The sequence below is a fragment of the Acinetobacter sp. ACNIH2 genome (genome assembly GCF_002934965.1).
Classification (GTDB): domain Bacteria; phylum Pseudomonadota; class Gammaproteobacteria; order Pseudomonadales; family Moraxellaceae; genus Acinetobacter; species Acinetobacter tandoii.
The window spans coordinates 223,477-248,247 of the sequence record NZ_CP026412.1; the positions used below are offsets into that span (position 1 = coordinate 223,477).

The 24,771-nt window shown below is 39.2% G+C and carries 15 protein-coding genes; 6 read left to right on the forward strand and 9 right to left on the reverse strand.

Going from position 1 to position 24,771, the window contains the following annotated elements:
- Positions 1-97 precede the first annotated feature (97 nt).
- Both glyA and C3F34_RS00955 read right to left on the reverse strand, forming a co-directional pair.
- Complete coding sequence (glyA, locus tag C3F34_RS00950) at positions 98-1,351, reverse strand: serine hydroxymethyltransferase (RefSeq protein WP_104440876.1); 1,254 nt, start codon at positions 1,349-1,351, stop codon at positions 98-100.
- Between the two features lie 156 nt (positions 1,352-1,507).
- The gene (locus tag C3F34_RS00955; protein WP_104440877.1) at positions 1,508-2,734 is read right to left on the reverse strand and encodes an alpha/beta hydrolase; all 1,227 of its coding nucleotides are present in this window, start codon (positions 2,732-2,734) and stop codon (positions 1,508-1,510) included.
- Positions 2,735-2,970: 236 nt separating this feature from the next.
- On the opposite strand from C3F34_RS00955, the gene C3F34_RS00960 reads away from it, so the two are divergent.
- The 3 genes from C3F34_RS00960 to C3F34_RS00970 all read left to right on the forward strand — a co-directional run bounded on the left by C3F34_RS00960 (position 2,971) and on the right by C3F34_RS00970 (position 4,970).
- Positions 2,971-3,669, forward strand: a complete 699-nt coding sequence (locus tag C3F34_RS00960) for a DUF3820 family protein (RefSeq protein WP_016167429.1) — start codon at positions 2,971-2,973, stop codon at positions 3,667-3,669.
- An 87-nt stretch (positions 3,670-3,756) separates the two neighbouring features.
- Positions 3,757-4,416 carry a hypothetical protein gene (locus tag C3F34_RS00965; RefSeq protein WP_044739400.1) on the forward strand — a complete coding sequence of 220 codons (660 nt, stop codon included), beginning with the start codon at positions 3,757-3,759 and terminating at the stop codon, positions 4,414-4,416.
- 206 nt (positions 4,417-4,622) lie between these two features.
- Entirely contained in the window at positions 4,623-4,970 is a 348-nt protein-coding gene (locus C3F34_RS00970; RefSeq protein ID WP_104440878.1) for a hypothetical protein, read from the forward strand.
- 374 nt (positions 4,971-5,344) lie between these two features.
- Here the strand turns inward: C3F34_RS00970 and C3F34_RS00975 are convergent, their stop codons facing one another.
- The 3 genes from C3F34_RS00975 to C3F34_RS00985 all read right to left on the reverse strand — a co-directional run bounded on the left by C3F34_RS00975 (position 5,345) and on the right by C3F34_RS00985 (position 14,492).
- Entirely contained in the window at positions 5,345-6,694 is a 1,350-nt protein-coding gene (locus tag C3F34_RS00975) for a metal-dependent hydrolase family protein (RefSeq protein WP_228155318.1), read from the reverse strand.
- A 52-nt stretch (positions 6,695-6,746) separates the two neighbouring features.
- On the reverse strand, positions 6,747-7,517 hold the full coding sequence (gene tpgA / locus C3F34_RS00980; RefSeq protein ID WP_104442273.1) for a trimeric autotransporter adhesin/peptidogylcan-associated protein TpgA: 771 nt from the start codon (positions 7,515-7,517) through the stop codon (positions 6,747-6,749).
- 90 nt (positions 7,518-7,607) lie between these two features.
- Positions 7,608-14,492 (reverse strand): ESPR-type extended signal peptide-containing protein, encoded by a 6,885-nt coding sequence (locus C3F34_RS00985; protein ID WP_104440880.1) that lies wholly within the window; start codon positions 14,490-14,492, stop codon positions 7,608-7,610.
- Positions 14,493-15,009: 517 nt separating this feature from the next.
- On the opposite strand from C3F34_RS00985, the gene aspT reads away from it, so the two are divergent.
- Positions 15,010-16,695 (forward strand): aspartate-alanine antiporter, encoded by a 1,686-nt coding sequence (gene aspT / locus C3F34_RS00990; RefSeq protein WP_104440881.1) that lies wholly within the window; start codon positions 15,010-15,012, stop codon positions 16,693-16,695.
- A gap of 52 nt (positions 16,696-16,747) precedes the next feature.
- Positions 16,748-18,352: a bifunctional aspartate transaminase/aspartate 4-decarboxylase gene (locus tag C3F34_RS00995; RefSeq protein WP_044739397.1), complete on the forward strand. Its 1,605-nt coding sequence runs from the start codon at positions 16,748-16,750 to the stop codon at positions 18,350-18,352.
- Positions 18,353-18,481: 129 nt separating this feature from the next.
- On the opposite strand, the gene C3F34_RS01000 is transcribed toward C3F34_RS00995, so the two are convergent.
- The 4 genes from C3F34_RS01000 to C3F34_RS01015 all read right to left on the reverse strand — a co-directional run bounded on the left by C3F34_RS01000 (position 18,482) and on the right by C3F34_RS01015 (position 23,645).
- A protein-coding gene (locus C3F34_RS01000; RefSeq protein ID WP_104442269.1) for an IS4 family transposase occupies positions 18,482-19,572 on the reverse strand; the annotation gives its coding sequence in 2 pieces (ribosomal slippage) (positions 18,482-19,032 and positions 19,032-19,572; 1,092 coding nt in all).
- 136 nt (positions 19,573-19,708) lie between these two features.
- A complete protein-coding gene (locus tag C3F34_RS01005) occupies positions 19,709-21,055 on the reverse strand; it encodes an OprD family outer membrane porin (RefSeq protein ID WP_104440882.1) in 1,347 nt (448 codons plus the stop codon).
- Between the two features lie 85 nt (positions 21,056-21,140).
- On the reverse strand, positions 21,141-22,529 hold the full coding sequence (locus tag C3F34_RS01010) for an MFS transporter (RefSeq protein ID WP_044739395.1): 1,389 nt from the start codon (positions 22,527-22,529) through the stop codon (positions 21,141-21,143).
- 171 nt (positions 22,530-22,700) lie between these two features.
- Positions 22,701-23,645: a dihydrodipicolinate synthase family protein gene (locus tag C3F34_RS01015; RefSeq protein ID WP_044739394.1), complete on the reverse strand. Its 945-nt coding sequence runs from the start codon at positions 23,643-23,645 to the stop codon at positions 22,701-22,703.
- A gap of 173 nt (positions 23,646-23,818) precedes the next feature.
- Between C3F34_RS01015 and C3F34_RS01020 the strand changes: the two genes are divergently transcribed.
- Positions 23,819-24,748: a LysR family transcriptional regulator gene (locus C3F34_RS01020; RefSeq protein WP_104440883.1), complete on the forward strand. Its 930-nt coding sequence runs from the start codon at positions 23,819-23,821 to the stop codon at positions 24,746-24,748.
- Positions 24,749-24,771: the final 23 nt, after the last annotated feature.

The following is a 24,771-nucleotide window of genomic DNA, read 5'->3' on the forward strand; positions in this document are numbered from 1 at the left end:
ATTATTTATAGCAGAAAATGAAGAATGGTGAAGATAAGCATTTTGTATAGATATAAAAAAGCCCCCCTTGAGGGAGGCTTCTCAAGCATATTGCTAATTATTTTGCATATACTGGGAACTTAGCACATACAGTTTCAACTTTCGCTTTCACTGTTGCAATAACAGTTTCGCTACCTTTTGAATCAAGAATGTCAGCAATCCAGCCCGCTAATTCGCGAACTTCTGTTTCACCAAAACCACGCGTCGTTACTGCTGGTGTACCAATACGGATACCTGAAGTAACAAATGGAGAACGTGGGTCATTAGGTACAGAGTTTTTGTTCACAGTAATGTGAGCAGCACCTAACCAAGCATCTGCATCTTTACCAGTAATATCTTGTTTGATTAAAGATAACAAGAACAAGTGGTTCTCAGTACCGCCAGAAACAACGTCATAACCACGCGCGATTAAAACTTCAGCCATTGCTTGAGCATTTTTAACCACTTGTTGTTGATATGCTTTATATTCAGGCGCCATCGCTTCTTTAAAGCAGATTGCTTTCGCTGCGATTGCGTGAACTAATGGACCACCTTGGTTGCCTGGGAATACAGCAGATTGAAGTTTTTTCTCAATTTCTTCATTTGCTTTTGCAAGGATTAACCCAGAACGTGGACCACGTAAAGTTTTATGAGTCGTTGTTGTTGTTACGTCTGCAATTTGTACTGGGCTTGGGTAAACACCCGCAGCAACTAAACCAGCAACGTGTGCCATGTCTACAAATAGGTAAGCACCAACTTTATCCGCGATGTCACGGAAACGCTGCCAATCTACGATTTGACTATAAGCAGAGAAACCAGCAACGATCATGCGTGGCTTGTGTTCAACAGCTAAACGCTCAACTTCTTCGTAATCGATCTCGCCAGTTTCTGGGTTTAGACCGTATTGAATTGCATTATAAGTTTTACCAGAGAAGCTTACTTTAGCACCGTGAGTCAAGTGACCACCGTGAGCCAAGCTCATACCTAAAACTGTGTCGCCTGGGTTAAGTAAAGCTAAATAAACTGCTGAGTTTGCTTGTGAGCCCGCATGTGGTTGAACGTTAGCGTAATCAGCACCAAATAATTCTTTAGCACGGTCAATTGCCAATTGTTCGATGATGTCGACATATTCACAACCGCCATAGTAGCGTTTGCCTGGGTAGCCTTCTGCATATTTGTTAGTGAGTTTTGATCCTTGAGCTTCCATTACTGCTGGTGAGCAATAGTTTTCTGATGCGATTAACTCAATATGAGCTTCCTGACGAGCGTCTTCGTTAGAAATTGCTTGAGCTAATTCTGGATCAAATTCAGCAATAGAGATATTGGCAAACATTAGCGAGGTCCTATGTATTTAGGGCTTTTAAGCCGTGCTAAGATTGCCGCGTATTGTAGCACGAAGTTTGCAAATATTGAGAACGATGTTTGCTCTGTTTTACATAAAAAAAGCTCATGTCGATAAAAAACATAAGCTTCTTTTGTTCAACTCAACTTATTGAATTGGCATTAATGTTTGTACATCTATCAAAATATTCGGAATATTTAGTACATAAGCTGTACCATGATCCCAAGTCGTATTGGTTTTATAGGTAATTGGAGAGTTTTTAGCAGCATCTCCACTCAGCAAAGTATCTGTAGCAACTTTTGGAACCGTAGTATCCATAGCACCTTGATAAATAATAATAGGCGTACTTATTTTAACCTGAAGAGGCTGTGAATCTGTATCTAAGAACTTTTTCACAGGAGATAAAGTCATAAAATTACTTTGTGTTCTAGGGTAGTTGGTAATGTCATCTGCATTATCTTCTGCATAGGTATTCATAGCTGTCCCAAACTCTTGCTCTAAAGAGGGATAACAATCCGTTTCAGCATTGTCGGCAATTTTATCGGTTGGGGACTTAAATACTTGGCTGTATTGCAAGCTTGGATTTGGATTACGTAAACCTGCAGTAATTAAAGCTGTAAATGTATCTAAAGAAGCCAAAGTCTCAATTTTTTGCTTTATATCGGTTTGTTGAGCGGCAAGACTCTCCCCTGCCAGCAAGATCAATTGAAGATTGGATGCAGGCGCAACCGCCACAGTTCCTTTATAGTCCAGTTGTGCTCTAGACTGATATTGTGCTGCACTCAAAGCAGCGTGCCCGCCTTGCGAGTGCCCAACGGTCATCCAGCGATTCGACACTTTATTACCTAAATAATTTCGCGCTGCCACAACGGCGTCAGTAATTGAAAATGCCTCACTTTTTATATTTAAGAAAGGATGTAATTCATTATTTGCTGGTTCACCCAAACCTTCGTAATCTGGAGCAACCACCACATAGCCCGCAGTTAATAAACCCTCAATCATCGCTTTAATATAGCTATTTAATTGACTGCGACTGGGTGCACAAATATCTGCAACGCCCGTCGTTCCATGCGCCCAAACTACAATTGGCCAACCCTTGGCAGGCGGTGCTGTTTTTGGTGTAAAGACCAAAGCCGTAGCTTGTACTTCTTTATTATTAATGCCGAGCATCTTATAAGTCATCACGACACTTTCACCTGCCGTCGCAGACATATCGGTTTGGGTATAAGCTGTGGGTGTAGAAACAATAGGATTTGTAATATTATTTTTGGGAATATTATCCCCTGAATGATAAGAATCATGATCATCATCATGACACGCACTTAATAGCATCGCTGTACTGGTCAAAACAGCGATCAGCATTCTTCTCTGCATCGTTTATATCCTTATTCAATTTTTATTGTTTTTTGCTTCATTTTCAGCAATGTTTTATTTTTACGCTTTTTTCTATTTCTGTTCAATTTTATTTTTAAATTGATTTTAATAAACATAATTCATCAGTTTTTTAAAACAAAAGATCAAATGGACTAATTAAACTTCTGGTTTATATTTGTTTCACTGCACATGAAAATGTTAAATTGAACCATTCAGCTACACCATAGGATTTTCATATGCAAGCCATTATTTTGGATACAGAAACACACACCTTAAATGGTCAACCCATCGAAATTGCATATGCACCTATTGAAGTTGAAAATGGCAAACTCACTTTAGACAAGTCCAAATTATTTGATCAACTGTACTGTGTAGATGAGCCAATTTCTTTTGCAGCAATGGCGGTGCATCATATTTTAGAATCTGACCTCATTGATCGTCCTCATTACAGTACTTTTATTCTCCCAACCGATACACAATATATTATTGGGCATAATGTCGATTACGATATTCGTGCAATTGAAAAGTGTGGTGTCGATACCAGTTCAATTAAGGCAATCTGTACATTAGCACTGGCACGCCGCGTTTGGCCAGATGCTGAAGCACACAATATTTCAGCATTAATTTATATGATCAGTAAAGGCAGTGAAAAAGCCCGAGAAATGATTAAAAAAGCACATCGTGCAGATATGGACATTATTTTAACTGCCAATATTTTAATGCACATTGTTCATCAGCTGAATATTAACAGTATTGAAGAACTTTATGCTGCTTCTGAAGATGCGAGAATTCCGCGAAGCATTAATTTTGGCAAGCATCGTGGTACCAATATTACAGACCTGCCTGCGGACTATATTCAATGGTTACTTCGCCAAGATGAGCTTGATCCTTACCTACGTAAAGCACTAGAAAATGCTAATTTAGTCACATTATAAATCAATGATTTGTAATTAAATTTTAACAATAGTGTAATTTTCACGCAGTATAGTCTGCTTAATTTATCTCATGGATTAAATTAAGACATGATTCACTATTCTAAAACACAACTAGGACATGACGCACTAAAACAACGTAGCTTGCCATTAAATGCACGTCAACGCCGCTTACTGGTTCTGATTGGAACTGAAGATTTTGACTCCATGAACGAAATCTTCAAACAGCGTCTTGCCCCACCTGAACTAATTGAACAACTGAGCGAGATGGGGCTCATTATGGCATCGAGTGCTCAAGTTTTGGCAGAGCCTGAAGTTCAATCTTTACGACCAACGGCTCAATCACAAAGTTCAGTAACGCAGCCGTCATCAAATTCAATTTTAATGCCAACAGCACAGCAACGTCCTCAAGCAGAAATATCTGAACCACAGCCTCAGGCGGCATTGTTCTCTCACGACCAAATTGTTCAATCTGCTGCACTAGAACCCGCTGAACCTGAATTTGAAGATTTAGTCGCGTTGGATTTTGACGATGTTAAGTTTTTAATGGCTCAGCTTCTACAAAAATATTGCGGACTCATGGCGAAGCAACTGGTGTTGCGCATTCAAAGCTCAGAAGATATTCGTTCTCTAAAGCTTTGCCAAATGCAGTGGATTACCCAATTACAAGAAACGCGTATTCCGCCTAAAGAGCTAAATCGAATTCTGCATCAGATTAATTTTTCACTGCAACGACTCAATCCTGCATAAATTTTAAGAGGAATTTTGTTTAAGCTCAGTGGAATGAACACTTAACATCATATTTTTTTATTTTAAAAGATTATATTTATTAAAATATTGGCGCACTTTTTCCATTTTAGATGTCTCTCTCAACGTTTAGTGTGCCAATCCTTCTACTTAAGCGTTATAGCTTCAGCACTTAATATCTGTGAAATAGAACAATTTGGAAGCAATCTATGATGCCACTCCATCTTATTTTTCGTCCAGAGGATCACCCTGCTCATCTTAAAAAAGTCGGTAATTGGGTGATTACCTTTCCAGCAAATCTTGAAAGTGATGAAACATCTCATCTAGTGATTCAGAGCGTTATACCGCAACAAATGAACCAGAAAATACAGTTACTAAGTCTAGAAATCTGCCAAAGTACGCTTGATCATCACTGGGAAATCTTAATAATGCGCTATTTTGATGGCGAACAAGCCATAGAGTTGCATCCAGATACAGAGAGCTTGATTGCTATAAAGATGCTGAAAGAGCTAATTCAAGAATTTAGAAAATATGATGTAGAACTACAGTTGAAATAAACTGAAAAAAGATGGTTATAGATAAGCCAGCAAAGAAATTGTGGTTTAAAATTGAATACTATACACAGCAAGAACTCGCATTTCTGCGAGTTCTTTTATGTTGGATGGCTAGTGCTGATTTTTTATTTGAACTTATCGTTGCAAATTCAATTAGCTGTCAATGATCCGTCCAACTACTTCGTAGCTCTTAGTGTTGCTAGCTACTGTATTTTTAATATAAGACGATGCAATTTCTTTGGCAAGTCACTGTGACATTAAGCCACAAGGAACATATCAAAAACACATTGAATAATTATTAAGCAAATGATCTAATATTTAACCTTTATCTATTCACCTTTACACATTGATCAAGCTCAAGGTAATTCTTTAGATTTTCACTTAATTAAATTTTTATAAATAACGCCATCTTTCATAATCACGAGAAAACTACTTTCTGGATGAGCAATCAACTGAATATCATCTAATGGATTTCCGTTAACTAGTAATAAGTCGGCTAAAGCCCCTTCCTCAATTACCCCAAGTTTGCCAGCATAAGGGTTTCGTTGCCCAGATAAGCCAAGCAGTTCTGCATTTGTTGATGTTGCCATGCGTAATACTTCTGGGGGACTATACCATTTAGTCATAGTTGTAAGAATGGCTCCTTGATTTTTAGTTGCTTTAGAGTCAAATAAAATGTCAGTTCCCCATGCTACTTTCAGCTTGTATTTTTTTGCCAATTTAAATGCTGTATCAGTTCCAGTCTGAACCTCTATTTGCTTCTCTCTAGCTTCACCTTGTTGCGGGTTTGCAAACTCGTTTTCTAAAAATGCCTGTCCACTAAGCCAAGCTTTCTTTTCTGCCATCATTTTTGCAGTAGGTTCATCCATTAACTGAGCATGTTCAATAACTTTTACACCACCACGCAAAGCAGCTTGTATCGCACGTGGGGTATATGCATGAACTGAAACATAAGTTCCCCAGTTTTCTGCAGCGTTCACAGCGGCTCTAAATTCTTCTTCGCTATACTGAGCAACATCAATTGGGTCATATTGTGAAGAGACACCGCCTCCAGCTGCCAATTTAATTTGACTGGCTCCTAACATTAATTGCTCTCTAACTCTTTTTGTCACCTCATTCGGTCCATCTGCAATAACTCCACCACCAATTTGTTCTCCACGACTTAATCCACTTCCTCCTGAGGATGGAATATCATAAGTCATTCTAAAATCACCATGTCCACCTGTTTGTGAAATCATGGCACCAGATGGCCAAATGCGCGGTCCTTCAACAATTCTCGCATCAATTGCTCGTTTCAAAGCGAAAGTAGGACCGCTCATATCTCGTACACTAGTGAACCCTCGCATTAACGTATTTCGTGCTTCTTGTGCTGCGCTGAAATTGAAATCGGCAACTTCAGATGTCAGAAGCTTCGATACTGGCATTGCAGCCATCATGGCATGCCAATGAGCATCAATTAAACCTGGCATTAACACCTTTTGAGTGCCATTAATAATTTGTGTATGCGCACTCGAAGGTATATTGCTCTTGGAGATCTGTTGAATTTTATTGCCTCGAATCAAGACATTCATTGGAGAAGTTACTTTCTGCGACTTTCCATCAAAAATTTGAACATTTTGAAAGAGTATTTCCGATTCATCATCTGACTTCGGGGAATCCGCTAGCACAGTTGAAGTAAACCCCAAAAAACTAATGACAATGGCGCACATTCTTCTTTTTGTTTCCATGATCAAACCTCTCATAACTGATGATTAAATAATATTTTTTATAGAGCATGTTTTACCAATCAACATTCACACGCCGATTAGGACCTAAGCAACGAATTAGATTTTCATTGCGCTGGCTAGCGTCACATTGTTGGTACAAATCAGTTTTATTGTTCGCTTTGATTTTAATCCGTTGTGGAGCAACACCATATTGAACCAATAACTGGGCTACAGTATTGGCACGTGCCCGAGAGAGCTTTTGATTATAATCATCAGAGCCTAATCTATCTGTATAACCAGACACCACAACTTGACTGGTCTGACTGGTTTGATTAATCTGGTTTGCTAGTGTACTGATGGAACTCTCCCCAGTCACTATTCCTGCTGCATCTGAGCGATCGAACTCAAAAAGAATATCAATTGCACTCTCAGTTGTGTCTACCGTTTGAGTCACTGGTAATTCGGGTTGAGGTTTCACAATCTGCTCGGGGTACTTTATGAGTTTTTCACAATCTTCGCCTTTCCAACTTAAACGTTCTGATAACGATTTTCGATCGAAGTCGACTCTTAACTGACATCGTTTATATTGTTGTGTATTCGGTACTCGAATATCTAAAACATAGTTCCATGTTTTGGGTGCAAATATGCCTTCATTAAATTGTGGGTCGCCTAAAATATGTCGAAATTGATTTTTATCCAAACCGACATCAAGTCGAGCAATATCATTCACTTCATAACGTTTAACTTGTTTTAAATAACTTTTTTTTAAATCTGGAAAATTAACTTGCTGTCCCGTCGACACAACTGTTTCCGCAGCCATAGTCGATAAAGGAACACATAGCATCACACTATAAAGAAAGGTTTTTTTCATAGCAGTTATTCTCATTCATATTCTAATTAAAATGGACAAAACTTGAGGACCTCACTGAGAGGTCTAATCAATCACACCACTAAATCCAATACGTACACTTGGATCCCCTTGTGATGCTGCAGCCATACCTCCTGTAAATGACCAACGCCCATTATCTGCTGTCTTACGCAAGGTGACACCAACCGCATTTTCCCCACCATGGTATGCAGCCCCAGCAGCATAGGTGAATTTCCCTGCTACAAATGGTGCGCCTTCCATTGCCATAGCTGCTGCAATACCTGCGTTTGCCTTTTTCTCTACATCATCAATTCGTCCATTCGTGTTGTAGAATACCTGCTCGATTCGATCTCCTAAATTGGTAATTCTGTCGCCCAAATCAATATCGGCTTGATTGAGTGCGCCTAAAGCATCTCCTACATTATGGTATGTCCCCTTGTTTACATTATAAGTAGGGGCTGTGAATTGTCCGTTTTCATATTTTGCGCCTCCACCTAATGAGGTCGTAATATATTGATTTGAAGTATTCAGTTGTGAGCCATTCACAGCATCTTTAGACGTACTTGATACTTCTCCAGCCGCAACATTGGTAATTTTTTTGTTGCCTGCATTAATACCATTTTGGTCGATCGTGACATCTCCAACTTTGACGGTATTTGCGGTAACTGTATTAGAAGTAACTGAATTAAATTTCACATCATTCGCAGTGGCGACAATAAACTCTTTACCACCTGCGCTGTTCTTGGTCTCCGTCACTGTAATATTTTGACCCGAAACAACTGTCGAATGCTGTCCTGCTTTTTGGTTGATCGAACTAATTGCATCATTAATATTGGTTGCGCCTGTTCCTCCAATATTAACAATAGTGTTACCATCTCCACCTTGGAAAGCTCCATCCCCAATAAGATCATGAAGCTGACTACCATTCACGGCATCCTTACTGTTCTGCGCGATACTTCCATCAGCAACATTTGTTACTTTATTTCCAGCGGCATCAATGCCATTTTTGGTAACGCTTGGTCCACCTGCGATGGTAAGTCCATTATTATTGATGACTGTATCGCCTGTAGTTACACTATCAACTTTAATATCTTTAGCGAGTTCGACACTGACGTTATTTCCGCTATTACTTATATTAATATTTCCGTCTTTATTGCCAAAATCTACAGTATCCTCAGACTTTACTTGACTGCTATTTGCTCCATTGGTTGTTAAGTTCCACCCTTTATTGGCTGTTTGTATACTGTCGCTGACCGCTTTAAGTTGGTCCTCTGTAGCAGCCTGCCCACTGACATAATTATTCGGATCGAAAGTTTTATTGGTTAATCCACCAATGGTTCCTGTTGAGCCATTTACAATGACAGGGTTTGCTCCACCTACAATAATCTGCGTAGGCCCTAGTTGAGTTTGGAACAGACCATTGCTGAGATTAATACTTCCTGCGCCAATCAGACTACTATTGGTTCCATCACTGACTAACGTTCCATCTAAGGTACTGGTATTGGTTTTATTGCCATCTTTTAGCTCAACTTTGCCATCAGTGACCTTACTTTTTCCAACCGTTAAACTACCTGCACTGGTTAGATCAATATTTTTAGATAATTCGACTTGGACTTTTCCACCTGAAACTTTGGTACTGATATTACTATCTGCACCAATCACCTCAATGCTTTCCCCCAACGTCTTGGTTACGGTATTACCATCTTCCGCGGTTAAAGCAAAGCCCGCATTGTTTAAACCTGTTTGGATTTCTTTAAGCTGTTCTTCTGTGGCTGCACGACCTACGGTCGCAAAGTCACCACTGGTTGTGGTTTTATTGGTTAGACCTGTAATCTCACCAGTATTACCATTCACCGTCACAGGATTTCCACCAGTTGCAGGTCCAATTTTCACAACTGGCTCTAGCCCAAAAGTAATGCCATTACGGCCTGTATTGGTAATTTTAATATTGCTATCAGTCGCACTAAAATCAACATTTTCACCAAGAGCAATGGTGTCTTTAGCGCCAGTGTCTGCATTCGCACTGACTGTAAAACCTTTATCGATAATCTGTTTAATTTGACTGCCGTTTACAGCATCCATTGAACTATCTGTAATATCACCCGCAGCAACATTGGTAATTTTATTGGTTCCTGCATTGATACCTGTCACCGTGACACTTGGTGAATTCGGGACTGCACCACCACTTGAGCTGACAAAGGTTAAGCCTTTGCTGTCAATAACCGTCCCCCCAGCATTAACACTATCGAGCTTAATATCTTTGGCAAGTTTTACGGTCAGTTTATTATCCGTACTGTCTGCTACTACTCCAATATTGTTATCCGTCAGATTAGCTCCAACAGACTCTCCACCCACAATACTTAAGCGTTGACCCAATCTCCGATCGACATTTACACCCGCATTGTCACCCACAAATGTAAGCGGCGTTGCCAATTGATCTTCTGTTGCAGCCCGTCCAGACACATAATTAAGTGGATCAAAGGTGGTATTGCTCAAACCTGTAATCGTGCCATTTTTGCCATTAATTGCAATCGTTGCACCACCTGGCAAACCACCAATATTCACAACTTCGGCCAGTTTCAAATCAAGGTCAGCTCCGATATTACTAATCAAGAAGTTATTGTCGCTATTTGAGAAATCTACAGTCGCATCAGGTGCGATATTGGTAAGGCTACTTCCATTTTTATTGGTTGTTAAATTCCATCCTTTATTGGCATTCTGCGCCGTATCATTTACTAATTTAAGTTGTTCTTCTGTCGCTGCTCGTCCAACCGTTGCAAAATCTGCTTCTGTGAGCGTCTTGTTGGTTAATCCTGTTAAAGTCCCTGTTGTACCACTCAGCAATACATTATTAGTCGCATTTTTTAAATTAATATTACTGGCATTACTGGTGTTACTGTTTGCTCCAGAGGTGATCACATTTTGGGTAGATGTGCTTATATTACTGTTATTTACACCATCTCTAATTTCAACCTGACCATCGGTCACTTTGCTTGTTCCGACAGTTAAACTACCTTGTGGGGTAAGATTGATATCCTTCGCCAATTTAAGCTGTAAAGTATCCGTACCATCTGCGACCACACCAATATTGTCATCGGTAAGCACTCCTGTGGCTCCCCCTTTAAGATTGAGTTGCTCTCCTAATTTGCGGTCTACCTTGGTACCACTATCACCTGCAAAACTCAGTGCCGTATCTGCCAAATCTGTAATGGCTTGGTTGGTTTGATAGAGCTGACTGCCATTAATAGCATCTGTACTTGAACGACTAATCCGTCCTGCTGCAACATTTACAATGGTGCGTTCAGACCCAACATCTCCCACACTCACACTCGAAGAGAGTGTCGGAGTACCTGCGAAATTATAGGTTTTGCCATTAATGGTTGTAGATGGTGTCGCTACATAGGCAGCAGAAACTGAGTTATTACCTAAAACCACTGCATTTTCATGCGAAGCCGTTGCAGATTTACCGAATACAGAAGCACCTTTAGCCGTCACAGAAGCACTGTTCCCAATAGCAACTGCATCTTCCTGAAGTGCAGTCGAACTGGTACCTATAGCAATTGAATTTAATGCATTTGCATTGGACTGTTTACCTAATGCAATTGCATTAATGCCATTAGAAGTCGCATTGTTACCTATCGCGGTTGCATCTCGAGCTCGGCTAATGCTGTTTACCCCGAAAGCAATTGCATTTTCACCCGCACTTTCAGCATTTTGCCCAATTGCGGTCGCTTTGGCGGCAAAACTCTTTGATTGTGAACCGATTGCTAAACCATCTTGTGCTGTACTATTTGCATCCGATCCTATAGAGGTGGAACTAATACCCGAAGCTTTAGAGTTATCCCCATAGGCCATACTATCTTCTTCACTTGCATTAGCAAATCGTCCCAACGCTACACCCTGCGCACCACTAGCTTTGGACTGGTATCCAATTGCTGTAGCATTATCTCCTTGTGAAAGTGCTTGACGACCAATCGCAATACCTTGGTTCGCCGTATTCACCTCCGCATCACTCCCGATAACAACGGCATAATCGGACTTGGTACCATCTGCCTCGGAACCTTTCCCAATCACAATAGTATCGATACCTCGGCTTTCACTATTTTTACCAAAGGCAATATTATTTGCACCTGATGCTACCGCAGCATCCCCAATCGCAATCGATGAAATTCCAATTGCTCCAGTTCCTGAACCGATAGCAATCGCTTGCTCTCTGGCTGCAATGACTGAATTTCCCAAAGCAACACTATTGGACGCAGTCGAAGATGTGCTTGCACTTGGCCCAATGGCTAAAGAATTGGTACCTTGGGCACCAGTATTGTTTTCGTTATTTAAATCAGTTGTATTGACAGAAAAATAATGCGGTCCAGCCTCTGCGACTGCATTTTGCAACTGCCCTAAATTCACCGCAGAAGTTAAATCGTTTTCATCTGCTTTCACATTGCGAATAATGGTTCCATCTGTACCGACCAAATTCACCACAGATTTATCTGAGTTATACAACACGGCATCGGGTACGATACCTCCAATTTGTCCACTACCGAGTAAATCAAACGCATCTTGAATGGTGGTTGGTAGTTTACTTGTATTACCCGTTGAAGGATCTATAACATTCACTTGTATGAGTGGAAGTGTTCCATCACTACTAATACTGGCAGGGTTACCACTTGAATCTGTTGCCCCCATAACGCGAATAATATCATTCTGCAATGCTTTAATCTGATTGACGGTCACCGCATCTTGTAGATCTGAACCATCTGCAACATTGATAATGCGACGGAGTGTATTACCACTCCCAACCGATACAACGTTGTATCCTCCCACACCTGCGGATGCATTAGTGATATAGCCATTACCAAATGAATTCACATCCGCAATACTTCCAGCACCTAAGGCGACATCATTTTGTCCAGCTAATGCATCTGACCCTAGAGCAACGCCAAAGGTTCCGTTCACAATAGCGTCATACCCTAAAGCAACACCAGCTTGTGCGACATTGGCACGAGACCCCACAGCAACCCCCAAACTATCTGAGGTTGTTGAGGAGCCAATTGCTACTGAATTTTGTATGGTTGCATTTCTGTCCGTATTACTTTGATAACCAATCGAAATATTTTGATTACCAGATAAATTTGCTCCTGCTGCTGTCCCTAAGGCAATGTTGTAATCCGAACTGGTCGTATTCACACTAGAATTACTACCAGCTCCAACACCTATTGAAATTGCTTGATTACCACCAATATTTTGCCCTGCATTTGCACCTATCGCGATATGTCCATTTCTATCTTCTGTTCCTGAACCAACTGAGCCTGATCCTGCCAAACTACCAATAGAGACACCGTTTGATACACTTGATTTTGCACCATTTCCTAAAGCAATTGCATTGGTACCAGAAGATGTCGTCTGATTACCAATCGCAACACTGGAACCTCCACTCGCAGAAGCAGAGTTCCCTATTGCATTGGCATTTGTAGAAGCTGAAGCTAAAGTTCCGATCGCATTCGCATTCGATCCAAAAGCATTCGCTCCTTTACCGATTGCATTCGCATTGGTTCCTGTTGCCTGAACTGCATCACCAATCGCTACACTAGATGGCCCACCTGCCAATGCTGATGCACCTAATGCAAGACTTTTATCACCCACAGCCATATTGGCGCCATTTTGCAAAGCGGTTAAAAATTGCGTTACTTGGTCTGGAGAAACAGCCACCCCATTAATTTCAGAAATTGTACTGGTATCTGTACCTGTTGCAGTGACAGGAATACCATTGATTGCAATAATTTGAGTATTTGAAACATTATAAGTTGGTGTAAGGGTACGTGCCTGACCACCATTACCAATAGAGGTTGAATTGGTGCCTAAAGCACCCGTTTCCTTACCAAAGGCAATAGAATTGTCATTAAGTGCATTTGCTGTATCCCCAACTGCAATACTGTTCAATCCTGCTGCGTTGGAGAAATGCCCAACTGCAATCGAGGAATCCCCTATTGATTTTGCAATAGGACCAATGGCAACAGAATTCAGCCCTGTCGCTTCTGAATCAGCCAAGGTGGAATTGCTATGAAAATATTTTATTCCCTGCCCACTCTGAAACAGCAAATCATTAATTTGCCCGCCTGTAACAGCATCGCTTGAACCCGCCGAGATATCTCCATCTGCAATATTAGTGAGCTTGTCCCCACCAAGATCTAGACCATTTGCTGTACTAGACACCATGGTATTATTGGTCGTATTGCCAATTTTCACCGTATTAAATTCAGGATTGTCGACTGTTGCGATTGAAATATTAGTGCCTGTATTAGTCACAGCAATATTCTTTCCATTCACAAAATTCACGGTATCAGATGATTTGACAGCGGTTGCACTACCACCATTCGTTTGCAAACTCCAAGTTTGATCTTTTAGCGCATTCAAATCTGCTGCGGATGCTTTGGTGGTCAAACCTGTTGAGGCATCATTCACTTGATTATTCAGAGTATTTAAATTGTTTTGAGTTTGAACTAAATCTGATTGCGCTGCCTTAGTAGCTAATCCAGTACTTGCATTATTCACTTGATTATTTAAAGTATCAAAATCTGTTTGCGACACCTTGGTTGCTAATCCTGTTGAAGTATTATTGACTTGATTATCCAGTGTCGTTAGATCGTTCTGCGTTTGTGTTAATTCACTACCCACTGTTGATAATGATACTCCATTTGCAACAACGTCTCCTGTAGAAGTTAAAGTGCCTGTCAGGGTAGTATCTCCAACTACCGATAAATTGCCATTAATGTTCAAATCATCATTAATATCTTGTGCTAATGCAACACCAGAACTCAACAGTGACAAGATTAAGACAGAGTTTTTAATAGTTTTATTTGTTGAAGATTTTTTCTTACCTTTTGAATTTTCAGAAACTACAATCCAAGTTCCCAAAATACTACTCCACACCAACTTATACACTTTATTCATATTTTTACCTATATTTATAAAACGTTTTTTATTTATTAGAAGAAGCAATTTTTTTATAGATAATAAAATGCACAATTTCTTCACATTTTTCTTTATTGTTTACCAAATGATACAATTTTAAAACAAATTAATAATAATTATCGTTTATCAAAAAAATAAAAATTAAATATAAATCAATATATTAAATAACATTAACCACCCAATTTATAAAACAAATTCTCACATTTAGAGCAATTAAATTAAAAAATAATGATGAAATTAAAGTGCAATACGAACCATAAATTGATTATATTTATCAATTACTTAATAACCAGATAATTTTATATAGCTCACCTAAAAAATAATTTTTTAATTAAAAATCAACAATTAGCAAAACTATTAAATAAAGCAAAAAAAATTTAAATGAGATTGTAAATATATTTGCTTAACACCTATTCCCAGAGTATTTTTAAAAACACTAAAAATAAATAAATTCAAATAAACAATATTAACCAAATGATAAAGTGAGACTATCCACATGATTGAATGGTTACAGAATGAATTAAAGCATAGTCCTGAAATACTCTTATTTTTATCCCTTGCAATTGGTTTTTGGATTGGTCAATTCCAATTTGGAAAATTTCAATTTGGAGGAGTTGCAGGCTCGTTACTTGTCGCAGTTGTATTAAGCCTAATTGGTGTCCCTGTAGACAATGGCGTAAAAGCTATTCTATTTGCCCTATTTATTTATGCTGTCGGTTTTGAAAGTGGTCCCCAGTTTTTTAAATCGCTGGGACCACAATCAATCAAAGAAATCTTACTTGCAGTATTTATGGCAATTAGTGGACTTATTACTGTTTTGCTGATGGCAAAAATGTTTAATCTAGATAAAGGTCTAGCTGCTGGTTTAGCTGCAGGTGGAATGACGCAATCTGCAATTATTGGTACTGCTGGTGATGCCCTATCTCGACTAGACTTACCGCTTGCAGAAATTCAAAAACTTCAAGCGAATGTTGCTATTGGCTATGCTGTCACCTACATTTTTGGATCATTGGGCGCAATTATTATCTGTGTGAATATCTTGCCGAAATTTATGGGTCGAGAAATTCACGATGATGCTCTTAAAGCAGAAGCTGAACGCCTTAAAGGTGCGTTTGAACTCGCACCAGGCCAAGAACTTGCAATGCCTGAAATCGTGGGTCGCATTTACAAAGTCAAACAAGCAGCAGGACAAACGCTAGCAGAAATTGAAAACCAAACACCTAGCCTGACTATTGAGCGGTTGAAACGAAATGATAAATTTATTGATGTGAGCCCTGAACTCACGCTTCAAAATGATGATGTCGTGCTTGTGGTAGGTCGTCGTGCCAGTGTCGTTGCCGCCGCAGATCATATCGGGACCGAACTCCAGTCTTCACAAGGAATGGAAATGGTCATGGAAACCACCGATGTCATTCTTAGAAATTCTAAATATATTGACCGAACACTGGGTGATATTAAAGCTAATACCCCCGCTTATTTAAAACATGGCATTTATGTTCTCGGGATTAAACGTAATGAAGAAACTCAACCCTTAAGTGATGACACGATTCTTCGCCAAGGCGATGTTGTGACAGTTTATGGGACAAAAAGTGATTTAGAACGTTTAATCAAAGAAGCTGGTAAAGCATTACCAGAAAGTCTCAAAACAGACTGGATTTTTCATGGTGCGGGTTTAGTTGTTGGCTTACTGATTGGCTTATTTGTCATTCGAATTGGTGGTGTTCCTCTTACGTTAGGTGCAGGCGGTGGCGCATTATTATCGGGTCTTTTATTTGGCTGGCTACGTAGTCGAAATAAAGTCCACGGCAATATGCCTTTAGCCGCATCACAACTACTTAAAGATTTAGGCTTGGCAGGTTTTGTCGCTGCAGTCGGCTTACAATCAGGTTTACAAGCAATTCAAACCATTAAAGAAAGCGGTCTGTCTTTATTTATGATTGGTATGGTTGTCACGCTAGTACCTTTAATTTTATCCATGCTGTTTGCACGCTATGTGCTTCGTTATGACAACGTTGCAGTTATGGCTGGTGCTCTTTCGGGTGCGCGAAGTGCAAATCCAGCATTCGGTGGAGTATTGGATAAAGCAGGAAACTCTATTCCAACCGTACCATTTGCTATTACTTATGCATTAGCAAATGTATTTCTGACCTTACTCGGACCACTGATTGTGGGTCTGGCTTAAACTTTTTATATCTAAAAACACTTACTCTTCAACATAATTAAGGAGACTTCCCATGGGGAATGTTGATTACTCAAAATATGCAAAACTAAGCCCATTTGAACTTAAAGATGAACTGATTGCACTGGCTTTAAGCCATACAGATCGTATGATGCTCAATGCGGGTCGCGGAAATCCAAACTTTCTTGCAACCGTACCACGCCGTGCTTTTTTTCAGCTTGGTTTATTCTCGGCAACTGAGTCTGAATTTTCATTTTCCTACATGCCAGAAGGGCTAGGTGGTTTTCCTAGAGCCGAAGGGCTACAGTCACGCTTTGATCATTTCGTACTAGAAAATCGTGATAAACCTGGTGTCGTCTTTTTAGGTAAAGCAATTTCCTATGTCCGTGATCAATTGGGTTTAGATCCTGATGCTTTCTTGCTAGAGATGGTTGAAGGTATTCTCGGTTGTAACTACCCCGTACCAGATCGAATGCTTAAAGTCAGTGAAAAAATTATTAAAGAATATGTTTTACGTGAAATGGGTGTTCAAGGAATGCCACAAGAAGGGTTAGATTTGTTTGCCGTTGAAGGTGGTACAGCTGCAATGGCCTATATTTTTAATTCGCTGAAAGAAAATAAAATTATTTCTACTGGAGACCGAATTGCAATTGGTTCTCCAATTTTCACCCCTTATTTAGAAATCCCAAAACTCAATGATTATCAACTTGAAGAAGTGCTGATTGAAGCAGATGCTAACCTTGGCTGGCAGTATCCAGAATCTGAATTACGTAAATTAGAAGACCCCTCTATCAAGGCATTCTTTTTAGTTAACCCAAGCAACCCGCCATCAGTGAAAATGAGTGATGAAGGCTTAGCAATTTTGGCGGATATCGTCAAAAAACGTCCAGACCTGATTATTCTAACAGATGACGTATATGGCACATTTGCAGATAACTTTAAATCCTTATTTGCGATATGCCCAGACAATACAATTTTGGTTTATTCATTCTCGAAATATTTTGGAGCTACGGGTTGGAGACTCGGTGTAATTGCACTCAGTAACAATAATATTTTAGATAAGAAAATTGCGAATCTCTCTAAAAAAGATAAGTTAGAACTCGAAGAACGTTATTCATCTTTGACCACAGATCCATCAAGCATCAAGTTTATTGATCGTCTTGTAGCTGACAGTCGCAATGTCGCCTTAAATCATACTGCGGGATTATCAACGCCGCAGCAAGTTCAAATGGTGCTTTTTGCATTATTTAATATGATGGATTCACGTCAAAGCTACAAAAAAGCGGTGAAATCTGTGGTACGTGAACGTGATGCCACTTTATATCGTCAACTTGGTGTTGAAATTCCACAAGACCCAAATTCTGTCAATTATTACACATTGGTGAATTTGGAAAAAACCGCTCGTACCTTATATGGCGATGAGTTTGCTGAATGGATTATGAAAAATAAGAATCCAACAGAATTATTATTCCGTGTTGCGGATGAAACCGGTGTTGTACTTTTACCTGGTTCTGGCTTCGGCGTTCAACATCCATCTGCTCGAGCATCATTGGCAAATTTAAATGAGTTTCAATATGCGGCCATAGGAACATCTTTACGTAAATTTGCCGAAGAAGCCTATGAGGAATTTAAAAAAGCCAATAAGAAGAAAGCGAAATAGTTTTACTTTTTTCTTCTAAAAAAAGGGCTTAATAAATTTGTTATCAAGCCCTTTTTTAAACTCACTAGAAATTCTCATTAGTAAAAAATATTTTCAAAATATCCCTTTCTACTCTGTACACGACAAATTTCATAGGGCCCTTGTCCTATCAGGCTTTTTCTTTCTTAAAATTGCTAGCACTTTCTTAAATTCTTCTTTTTTTCCAAAACCAATCAAACGTAGAATAGCCATCTGAACATAGTCCAAACCGTAGCGAAATAAACTTACTGAAAGTCGTCCATGCTTCTTTAGTTTTATCGCTTTTTTTCGATCATGTTGCCATTCACCTGTTAAATAGCACCAACAGAAACCGATCGCTAGCACTGCTATCAATTTCTTGACTCGTCTAGGGTCTGTTAAACGAGTATTTTCAAGATTGAATCCACGTCCTTTGAGACAACTAAATAAGGTTTCGATTTCCCAGCGTAATGCATAATCACCAATAGCAGAAGCATTAAACATAGGAGAAACAACAAGTAAAAGTTCTCCATCTTCTAATCGTAGCGCACTAATATACAGTTTCACTCGACCAACCCAAATACGTCGTTTACGACATTCTGTTTGACCAACTTGAAGATGACGAAATAAATCACTAATTTTATGATTCTTGGCTAAGTGATTGGTCACAATAAAGTTTTTTTAACACGTATACAGAAGTTAATGTCATTTTCAATTAACCATGTAAACCATTTCTCACCGATAAATTCTCTGTCTGCGAACACATTCACAATACGATCTTTACCAAAAATGGAGATAAAGCGTTGAATCAAAGCAATACGCTCTTTTGTATCTGAATTTCCACGTTTATTGAGCAATGTCCAAACAATAGGTATCGCTATTCCACGATAGACGATGGCTAACATCAAGATATTGATATCTCGTTTTCCCCATTTCCAGTTGGTTCTATCCAAAGTTAATTGGACTTTATCGAATGAAAATATATTGAAAATTAACTGAGAAATTTGACGATAATCGAAATACTGATCTGCAAAGAAGCGTTGTATACGTCGATAAAATGATTGTGGTAAGCACGTGATGGGTAAGGCTTTAGATGCAGAAGAAAGATTACATGTCTGTTTTACAATTAATGCCAGCATAATCAGTGTAAAACATTTTACACGTGACTTGTTCCACTTTAGATATTTGTTTAAGATGAGATGTAACTCATTGAAATGTGTCATCATATTCGTCGTCAGAAAACAAGTATTATGCCATTATTTCAATGAGTTGTCTTTTTTTGTCGTGTACAAAGCCCTTTCTATAAAAAAACATATTAACAAATTCATTCATCATAGAATTTCTACTCGCCCAAATCTCCTAAAATTGATATGAATAATTGATTAACACACGATGCTGTGCCCAATCTTTGCGCATCATACCGTTAATTTTTTCTCCCAGCTCGCCATGTTTAAATCTTGAGTCGTAATTCAAATAAGAATAGCGAACATCTACATTCTGCATCCAGGGAATTGCATAACTCAATGTTAAATCTAAGAACTGTTCTTTTCCTTCAAGATCACTACTTATATTGCTTTGATGAGCCCCAAAACCATATATATATTTAGCTTCAGTTTTTAAACCTTTAATCTTATCTTTCCAATCGTATTTAAGCCGTAGTGCAATCGCTGTCTCATCATTATTGCTAAAATCAGGGCCTATTGCAGAAGCCGTAGGAAATGGATGGGTACCATGGTCCTGCGTTAGTACATTTTCCCGATCCGAATATGTGGAAAAATTGTCTTCTATCCAAAATCCATCAAATTTGGAAACCGCAAACCCTGCCTCTATGTTATGCCTTAGCCAGTTCAGCTCTAAAAAATATCCACTGCCACGGTTATCAATGTCTTGCCCTTTCACACAATCTAAATCAAATTCAGCACTGCACTTAAATAAGTTACCATCATCACGAGAAAAAAAGGCTCCTCCACTCCAGCGCCATATATGGTCTGCAACTGGTAATTTATATTGAAGAATTGCTCCATATTTTTCTAAGTAATTTTTACTCTTTAAATATTCCGCTGAGATATTTAAATTTTGAATCTGATACGAACCACCAATCAGACCCACATAAGAAATTCGTTCATTACTGTCTGTGACTAATTTTTCAAAAGAATCCATACTACGTGGCTTCCATTGGTCATAATAAGAAATGTACGTTTTCACTTGATCATTGAGTTTAAACTTGGCACTTGCCCCTGAGAATGTGTCAGGAACTGCTCGGTTGGTTGTACTTTTAAGTAGCAAAGAATCGTGCATTTGACGCCCGACTTTAATCTCCCCCATATCTAAGATTTTGGCTTTTAGATACAGTTGTCCTAGCGTGGCAAAATTTTGATCTAATTTTCCATTTGATTGGACTTCTAACAATTGAGTTGTGGGTTTACCAGAGTCAAATATTTTCGTCACAGCATACAAAGATCCATCCATTCCCAACCAGTTTTCCCAATATTTAGAGCGATAATTCAGTTCAACCCCTAAAGCACTTTGTTCATAGCTGACTTTCGAAGGATTGATGTTCGTTACATTTGGATGAGCGGTCCCTTCATCATTCCAATAACGAGTATTCAGTTTTAGTTGCAATGTCCCCAAATCGGATGGCTGTGCGGCATAACTCCATGTACAGAAAAAACAGCCGACCACCCCACATAAAATATATGGATTCATTTAAAGTTCCTTTTTTAGACATGAATGACCTTTTGCCTAACTTCTAGAGTTAGGCAAAATTCACTGTAGAGAATATAAAAGTGATTTAAGGAGAGAGTTTTTCGAGCATTTGTCCTTTGGTTTCAATTGCAAACCAGAACGTGACAAGACCACCAACTAAAGCAACCACGGCCAAAACACTAAAAACATACTGGATGCCATAACCCGACACCACAAGCCCAACCATAAGTGGTCCAATGGCAGAGCCTGCACGTAACCAAGCGGTACTAAACCCTATACCCATAGCTCTTAATCTTGTCGGATATAATTCGGCGGCATATAAGTACAAGGAGAAAGAAATTGTCTGTAAAATTGCGTAGCTTAATGTCGCCAGAACAACAACTTCTGTAGCGGTTTTAGCCCCCAATATAGACAGACTCATTAATGGAATAATCGCCAGAAAGAATGCCACAGTGTACCAAGGGCGACGTCCCACTTTATCAATCATTAATGCACAAATAATCGAAGCAATAACGCCAACACCTGAAGTAATCCAACCGTAACCCAAACTGGTTTGTAATGACAAACCGAAATGCTGTTTATATAGCGAAGGGAGCCATGTCACCATTGCATTGTTCACCATATAGACACAGAACCACATGCCCCAAAGTGTGAATGTGCGTTTCCGGTAAATCCCTCTAAAGAGTTCACGCCAGTCTGTTTTTGCCATAGATTGTGGATTAATTTCCTTCACTATAGGCTCAGGTAAAGCTTTTCCACTTTTTATTGCGCCTTGTTCAAAGAGCGTAACAACTTGGTCGGCTTCTTCAAAACGTCCTTTCGATGCTAACCAGCGTGGTGATTCTTTTAAGAAAAATCGCAAAGGAATGACCAATAACGAAGGAATAAGTCCGACAATAAACATCACTTTCCAGCCATAAATAGGCATTAAGAAATAAGCTGCCATTCCCGCAAACATTAATCCTAAAGGAAATAAAACTTCGTACAATAAGAAAAATTTCCCTCGTTTCTCAGCCCCAATAAATTCATTAATATAGGCACTTGCAACAGGTACCTCACCACCTGTTCCTACACCCTGAAAAAATCGAAAAACTAATAAAGATAAACCACTCCAAGCAAACAAGCAGGCGATGTCCATCGCAACAAAAAGTAGAATAGTAAATGAGAGAACTTTTAATCGACCAACTTTTTCAGCCAATGATCCAAAGAAAACAGCACCAAATAATTGTCCCACATATCCAGCAGCAATAATTGCACCTACATATGCAGGGGTTAAATGCCATTCACTAATCAGTTGAGGTAAAGCGAAGGCAATCGCGAGAACAGTATAGGCATCAAAAAATGTCGCTATACCAATAGTGACCCGCATGAACTGCAATCGTCGTGTCACAGGAATTCGTTCTAGTCTTGCAATAATTTCAGCATTTTTTTGTTGATGATGATGAATTAACTCCATATCCGCTAGATTTGTCATCCTCAATCTCCTTATCAACTACGTTCCTCGTAGTTTCTTTGTTATTCGCTGCAACTGCCTGTCGCCAGCAATGTCGTACTTTTTAATTATTATTTTTAATTCATGTGCGAACTTTGCCTCAGGCAGCGTACATGATAAAAGGGCTAACGTAAAACGTTAGCCCTAATGGTGTTAGGCAACTGCCTGTTTTTCATCCACCTTACCAATACCTGCTAAACGCATCGCTTCATGAATTTCTTGCTCTGCCCCTTCCGCTAGCGGTAACAACGGTGAGCGTACAGTTGCATGGCCTAAAATACCACGTGCAACCAAGGCATGTTTAAGTGCAACTGTACCTTCCATATGTGAACCACGATGGTACACATTGCGTGTTACTGGTAAAAGTTGATCATGAAGCGCACGAGCTTTTGCATAGTCTTTTGCCTTACCTGCTTTAATCATTTCGATTAAAAGCTCAGGTGCAATATTGCCATAACCCACTAACGCACCATCTACATCAAACATCGTGTGTAATAAGTATTCATCATGGCAAGTAAGGATTTGAAGATCAGGGCGTTCACGACGAATAATTGGGATTTCTACATCCCAACGACGCATATTACGCACACCATTTTTCATTGCAAAAACGCCGGGTTGAGCCGAGATATCTAATAAAGTATCTAAGTCATACGTTGCTTTTGTTGCATCTGGGTATTGGAACAAAATAGAAGGTAAACCACTTTGCTCATAAATTGCCTTATAACGGTCTTGCGGTGCACCCTTTTGATAACCAAAACGCAACCAACCATGTGACGGATAAATGAGACCAGCAGCAGCGCCTGCTGCAACTGCACGCTTAGCTTCTTGCGCAGCAACTTCAGTTCCTTCTAGGGTAATACCTGCAATTACTGGAATTTTGTTGTCTACAGACTTCACAAAACTTTCGATAACTTGTTGCTGTTCTTTTTGAGAGAGGAATGTACCTTCCCCTGCATGCCCTAAAACAACTAAACCTTTCACGCCATCAATACTGCCAAGCCAAGAACCTAGTCGTTGGATTGCTGCATGGTCAACTGCACCATCACGAGTAAATGGAGTCACAGGGGCTGGTGTTAAACCACGTAAATCAATGCTCATCTTTTGCATCCTTGTATATCATCAAATTAAAGTTATAAAATTAATATAATTCAATAATTTAATTGAATATTTAAACTTTATGATTAAAGTATAGGCTGTATAAAATTCTTCGAGAATCCGTAATTTCCTTATTTCAGCTATACTGAATTTGTATATCTCACAGGAGTGATTAAATGAATTACATGCAATGGAAATTATTTTTAGATGCAAATGACTTAGGCAGTTTAAGTAAAGTGGCTCAGTTTTATAACACCAGCCAACCGCACATTAGTCGTCAATTACAAGAGTTAGAAGATTTCTGTGGTGGTCGGTTATTTCATCGTACAGGTCGTGGAGTCACCCTTACCGATTTAGGCGCATTCTTACTTCCCAAAATTCGTCATTGGGTCAAACTGACGGAACAATTGCAAAATGATATTCACCATTCCAGTAAAAACTTAATCGGTAAAGTAAGAATTGACAGTATCCCCTCTACAGCACATCCATTACTCACAACGGTGAGCCATCGTCTTAAAAAGGAATATCCTCAAATCGAGCTTTCTGTACGTGAAGGACAAGGCGTGCAATTAGAAAAATGGCTTGAAGAAGGATCGGTAGATTTATCTTTACACTATCGTTTTCATTCATCCTCTCAGAATGGTGATTTATATTTGGCTGAAGTAGAAACTTATTTAGTCGGTAAAAAAGAAGACCCTTTATTAAAAGACCCAAGTATCGATTTCACCCAGTTGGATGGCTTACCTTTAGTGACTTTTTGCCGCCCAAGTAGTTGGGTCACTCATTTAGAAAATATTGCGCGCCAAAAACAAACGACCCTCAACATTGCGTTTGAAGCGGATTCAATCAGTATGCAAATGCACTTAATAGAAAGTGGACATTACTATGGAATTTTAAGTCCTCAAGCGATAAAGAATCATGCTCAAGGTAAAAAGCTGACCGCGGTTAAAATTACTCAACCCAATATTAAGCGCTATTTATCATTATCCATGTCTCCACATACTTACTTAACCCCTCCTTGCAGAAAAGTAATTGAGATAATTAAAGATATATTAAAGTCGGGTGATCTTGATTTTTCTAGTGTAAATGATGATCTATTTAGTTGATAAAAGAACCACTCAACGGAACT

What these genes read in the sequence shown, in the direction of transcription:
- C3F34_RS01020 (WP_104440883.1), top strand. Translation starts at nt 23,819, where the DNA reads ATGAATTACATGCAATGGAAATTATTTTTAGATGCAAATGACTTAGGC.
- C3F34_RS01005 (WP_104440882.1), bottom strand. Translation starts at nt 21,055, where the DNA reads ATGAATCCATATATTTTATGTGGGGTGGTCGGCTGTTTTTTCTGTACA.
- aspT (WP_104440881.1), top strand. Translation starts at nt 15,010, where the DNA reads ATGATTGAATGGTTACAGAATGAATTAAAGCATAGTCCTGAAATACTC.
- C3F34_RS01015 (WP_044739394.1), bottom strand. Translation starts at nt 23,645, where the DNA reads ATGAGCATTGATTTACGTGGTTTAACACCAGCCCCTGTGACTCCATTT.
- C3F34_RS00965 (WP_044739400.1), top strand. Translation starts at nt 3,757, where the DNA reads ATGATTCACTATTCTAAAACACAACTAGGACATGACGCACTAAAACAA.
- C3F34_RS00985 (WP_104440880.1), bottom strand. Translation starts at nt 14,492, where the DNA reads ATGAATAAAGTGTATAAGTTGGTGTGGAGTAGTATTTTGGGAACTTGG.
- C3F34_RS01010 (WP_044739395.1), bottom strand. Translation starts at nt 22,529, where the DNA reads ATGACAAATCTAGCGGATATGGAGTTAATTCATCATCATCAACAAAAA.
- C3F34_RS00995 (WP_044739397.1), top strand. Translation starts at nt 16,748, where the DNA reads ATGGGGAATGTTGATTACTCAAAATATGCAAAACTAAGCCCATTTGAA.
- C3F34_RS00970 (WP_104440878.1), top strand. Translation starts at nt 4,623, where the DNA reads ATGATGCCACTCCATCTTATTTTTCGTCCAGAGGATCACCCTGCTCAT.
- C3F34_RS00955 (WP_104440877.1), bottom strand. Translation starts at nt 2,734, where the DNA reads ATGCAGAGAAGAATGCTGATCGCTGTTTTGACCAGTACAGCGATGCTA.
- C3F34_RS00960 (WP_016167429.1), top strand. Translation starts at nt 2,971, where the DNA reads ATGCAAGCCATTATTTTGGATACAGAAACACACACCTTAAATGGTCAA.
- tpgA (WP_104442273.1), bottom strand. Translation starts at nt 7,517, where the DNA reads ATGCTATGTGTTCCTTTATCGACTATGGCTGCGGAAACAGTTGTGTCG.
- glyA (WP_104440876.1), bottom strand. Translation starts at nt 1,351, where the DNA reads ATGTTTGCCAATATCTCTATTGCTGAATTTGATCCAGAATTAGCTCAA.
- C3F34_RS00975 (WP_228155318.1), bottom strand. Translation starts at nt 6,694, where the DNA reads ATGGAAACAAAAAGAAGAATGTGCGCCATTGTCATTAGTTTTTTGGGG.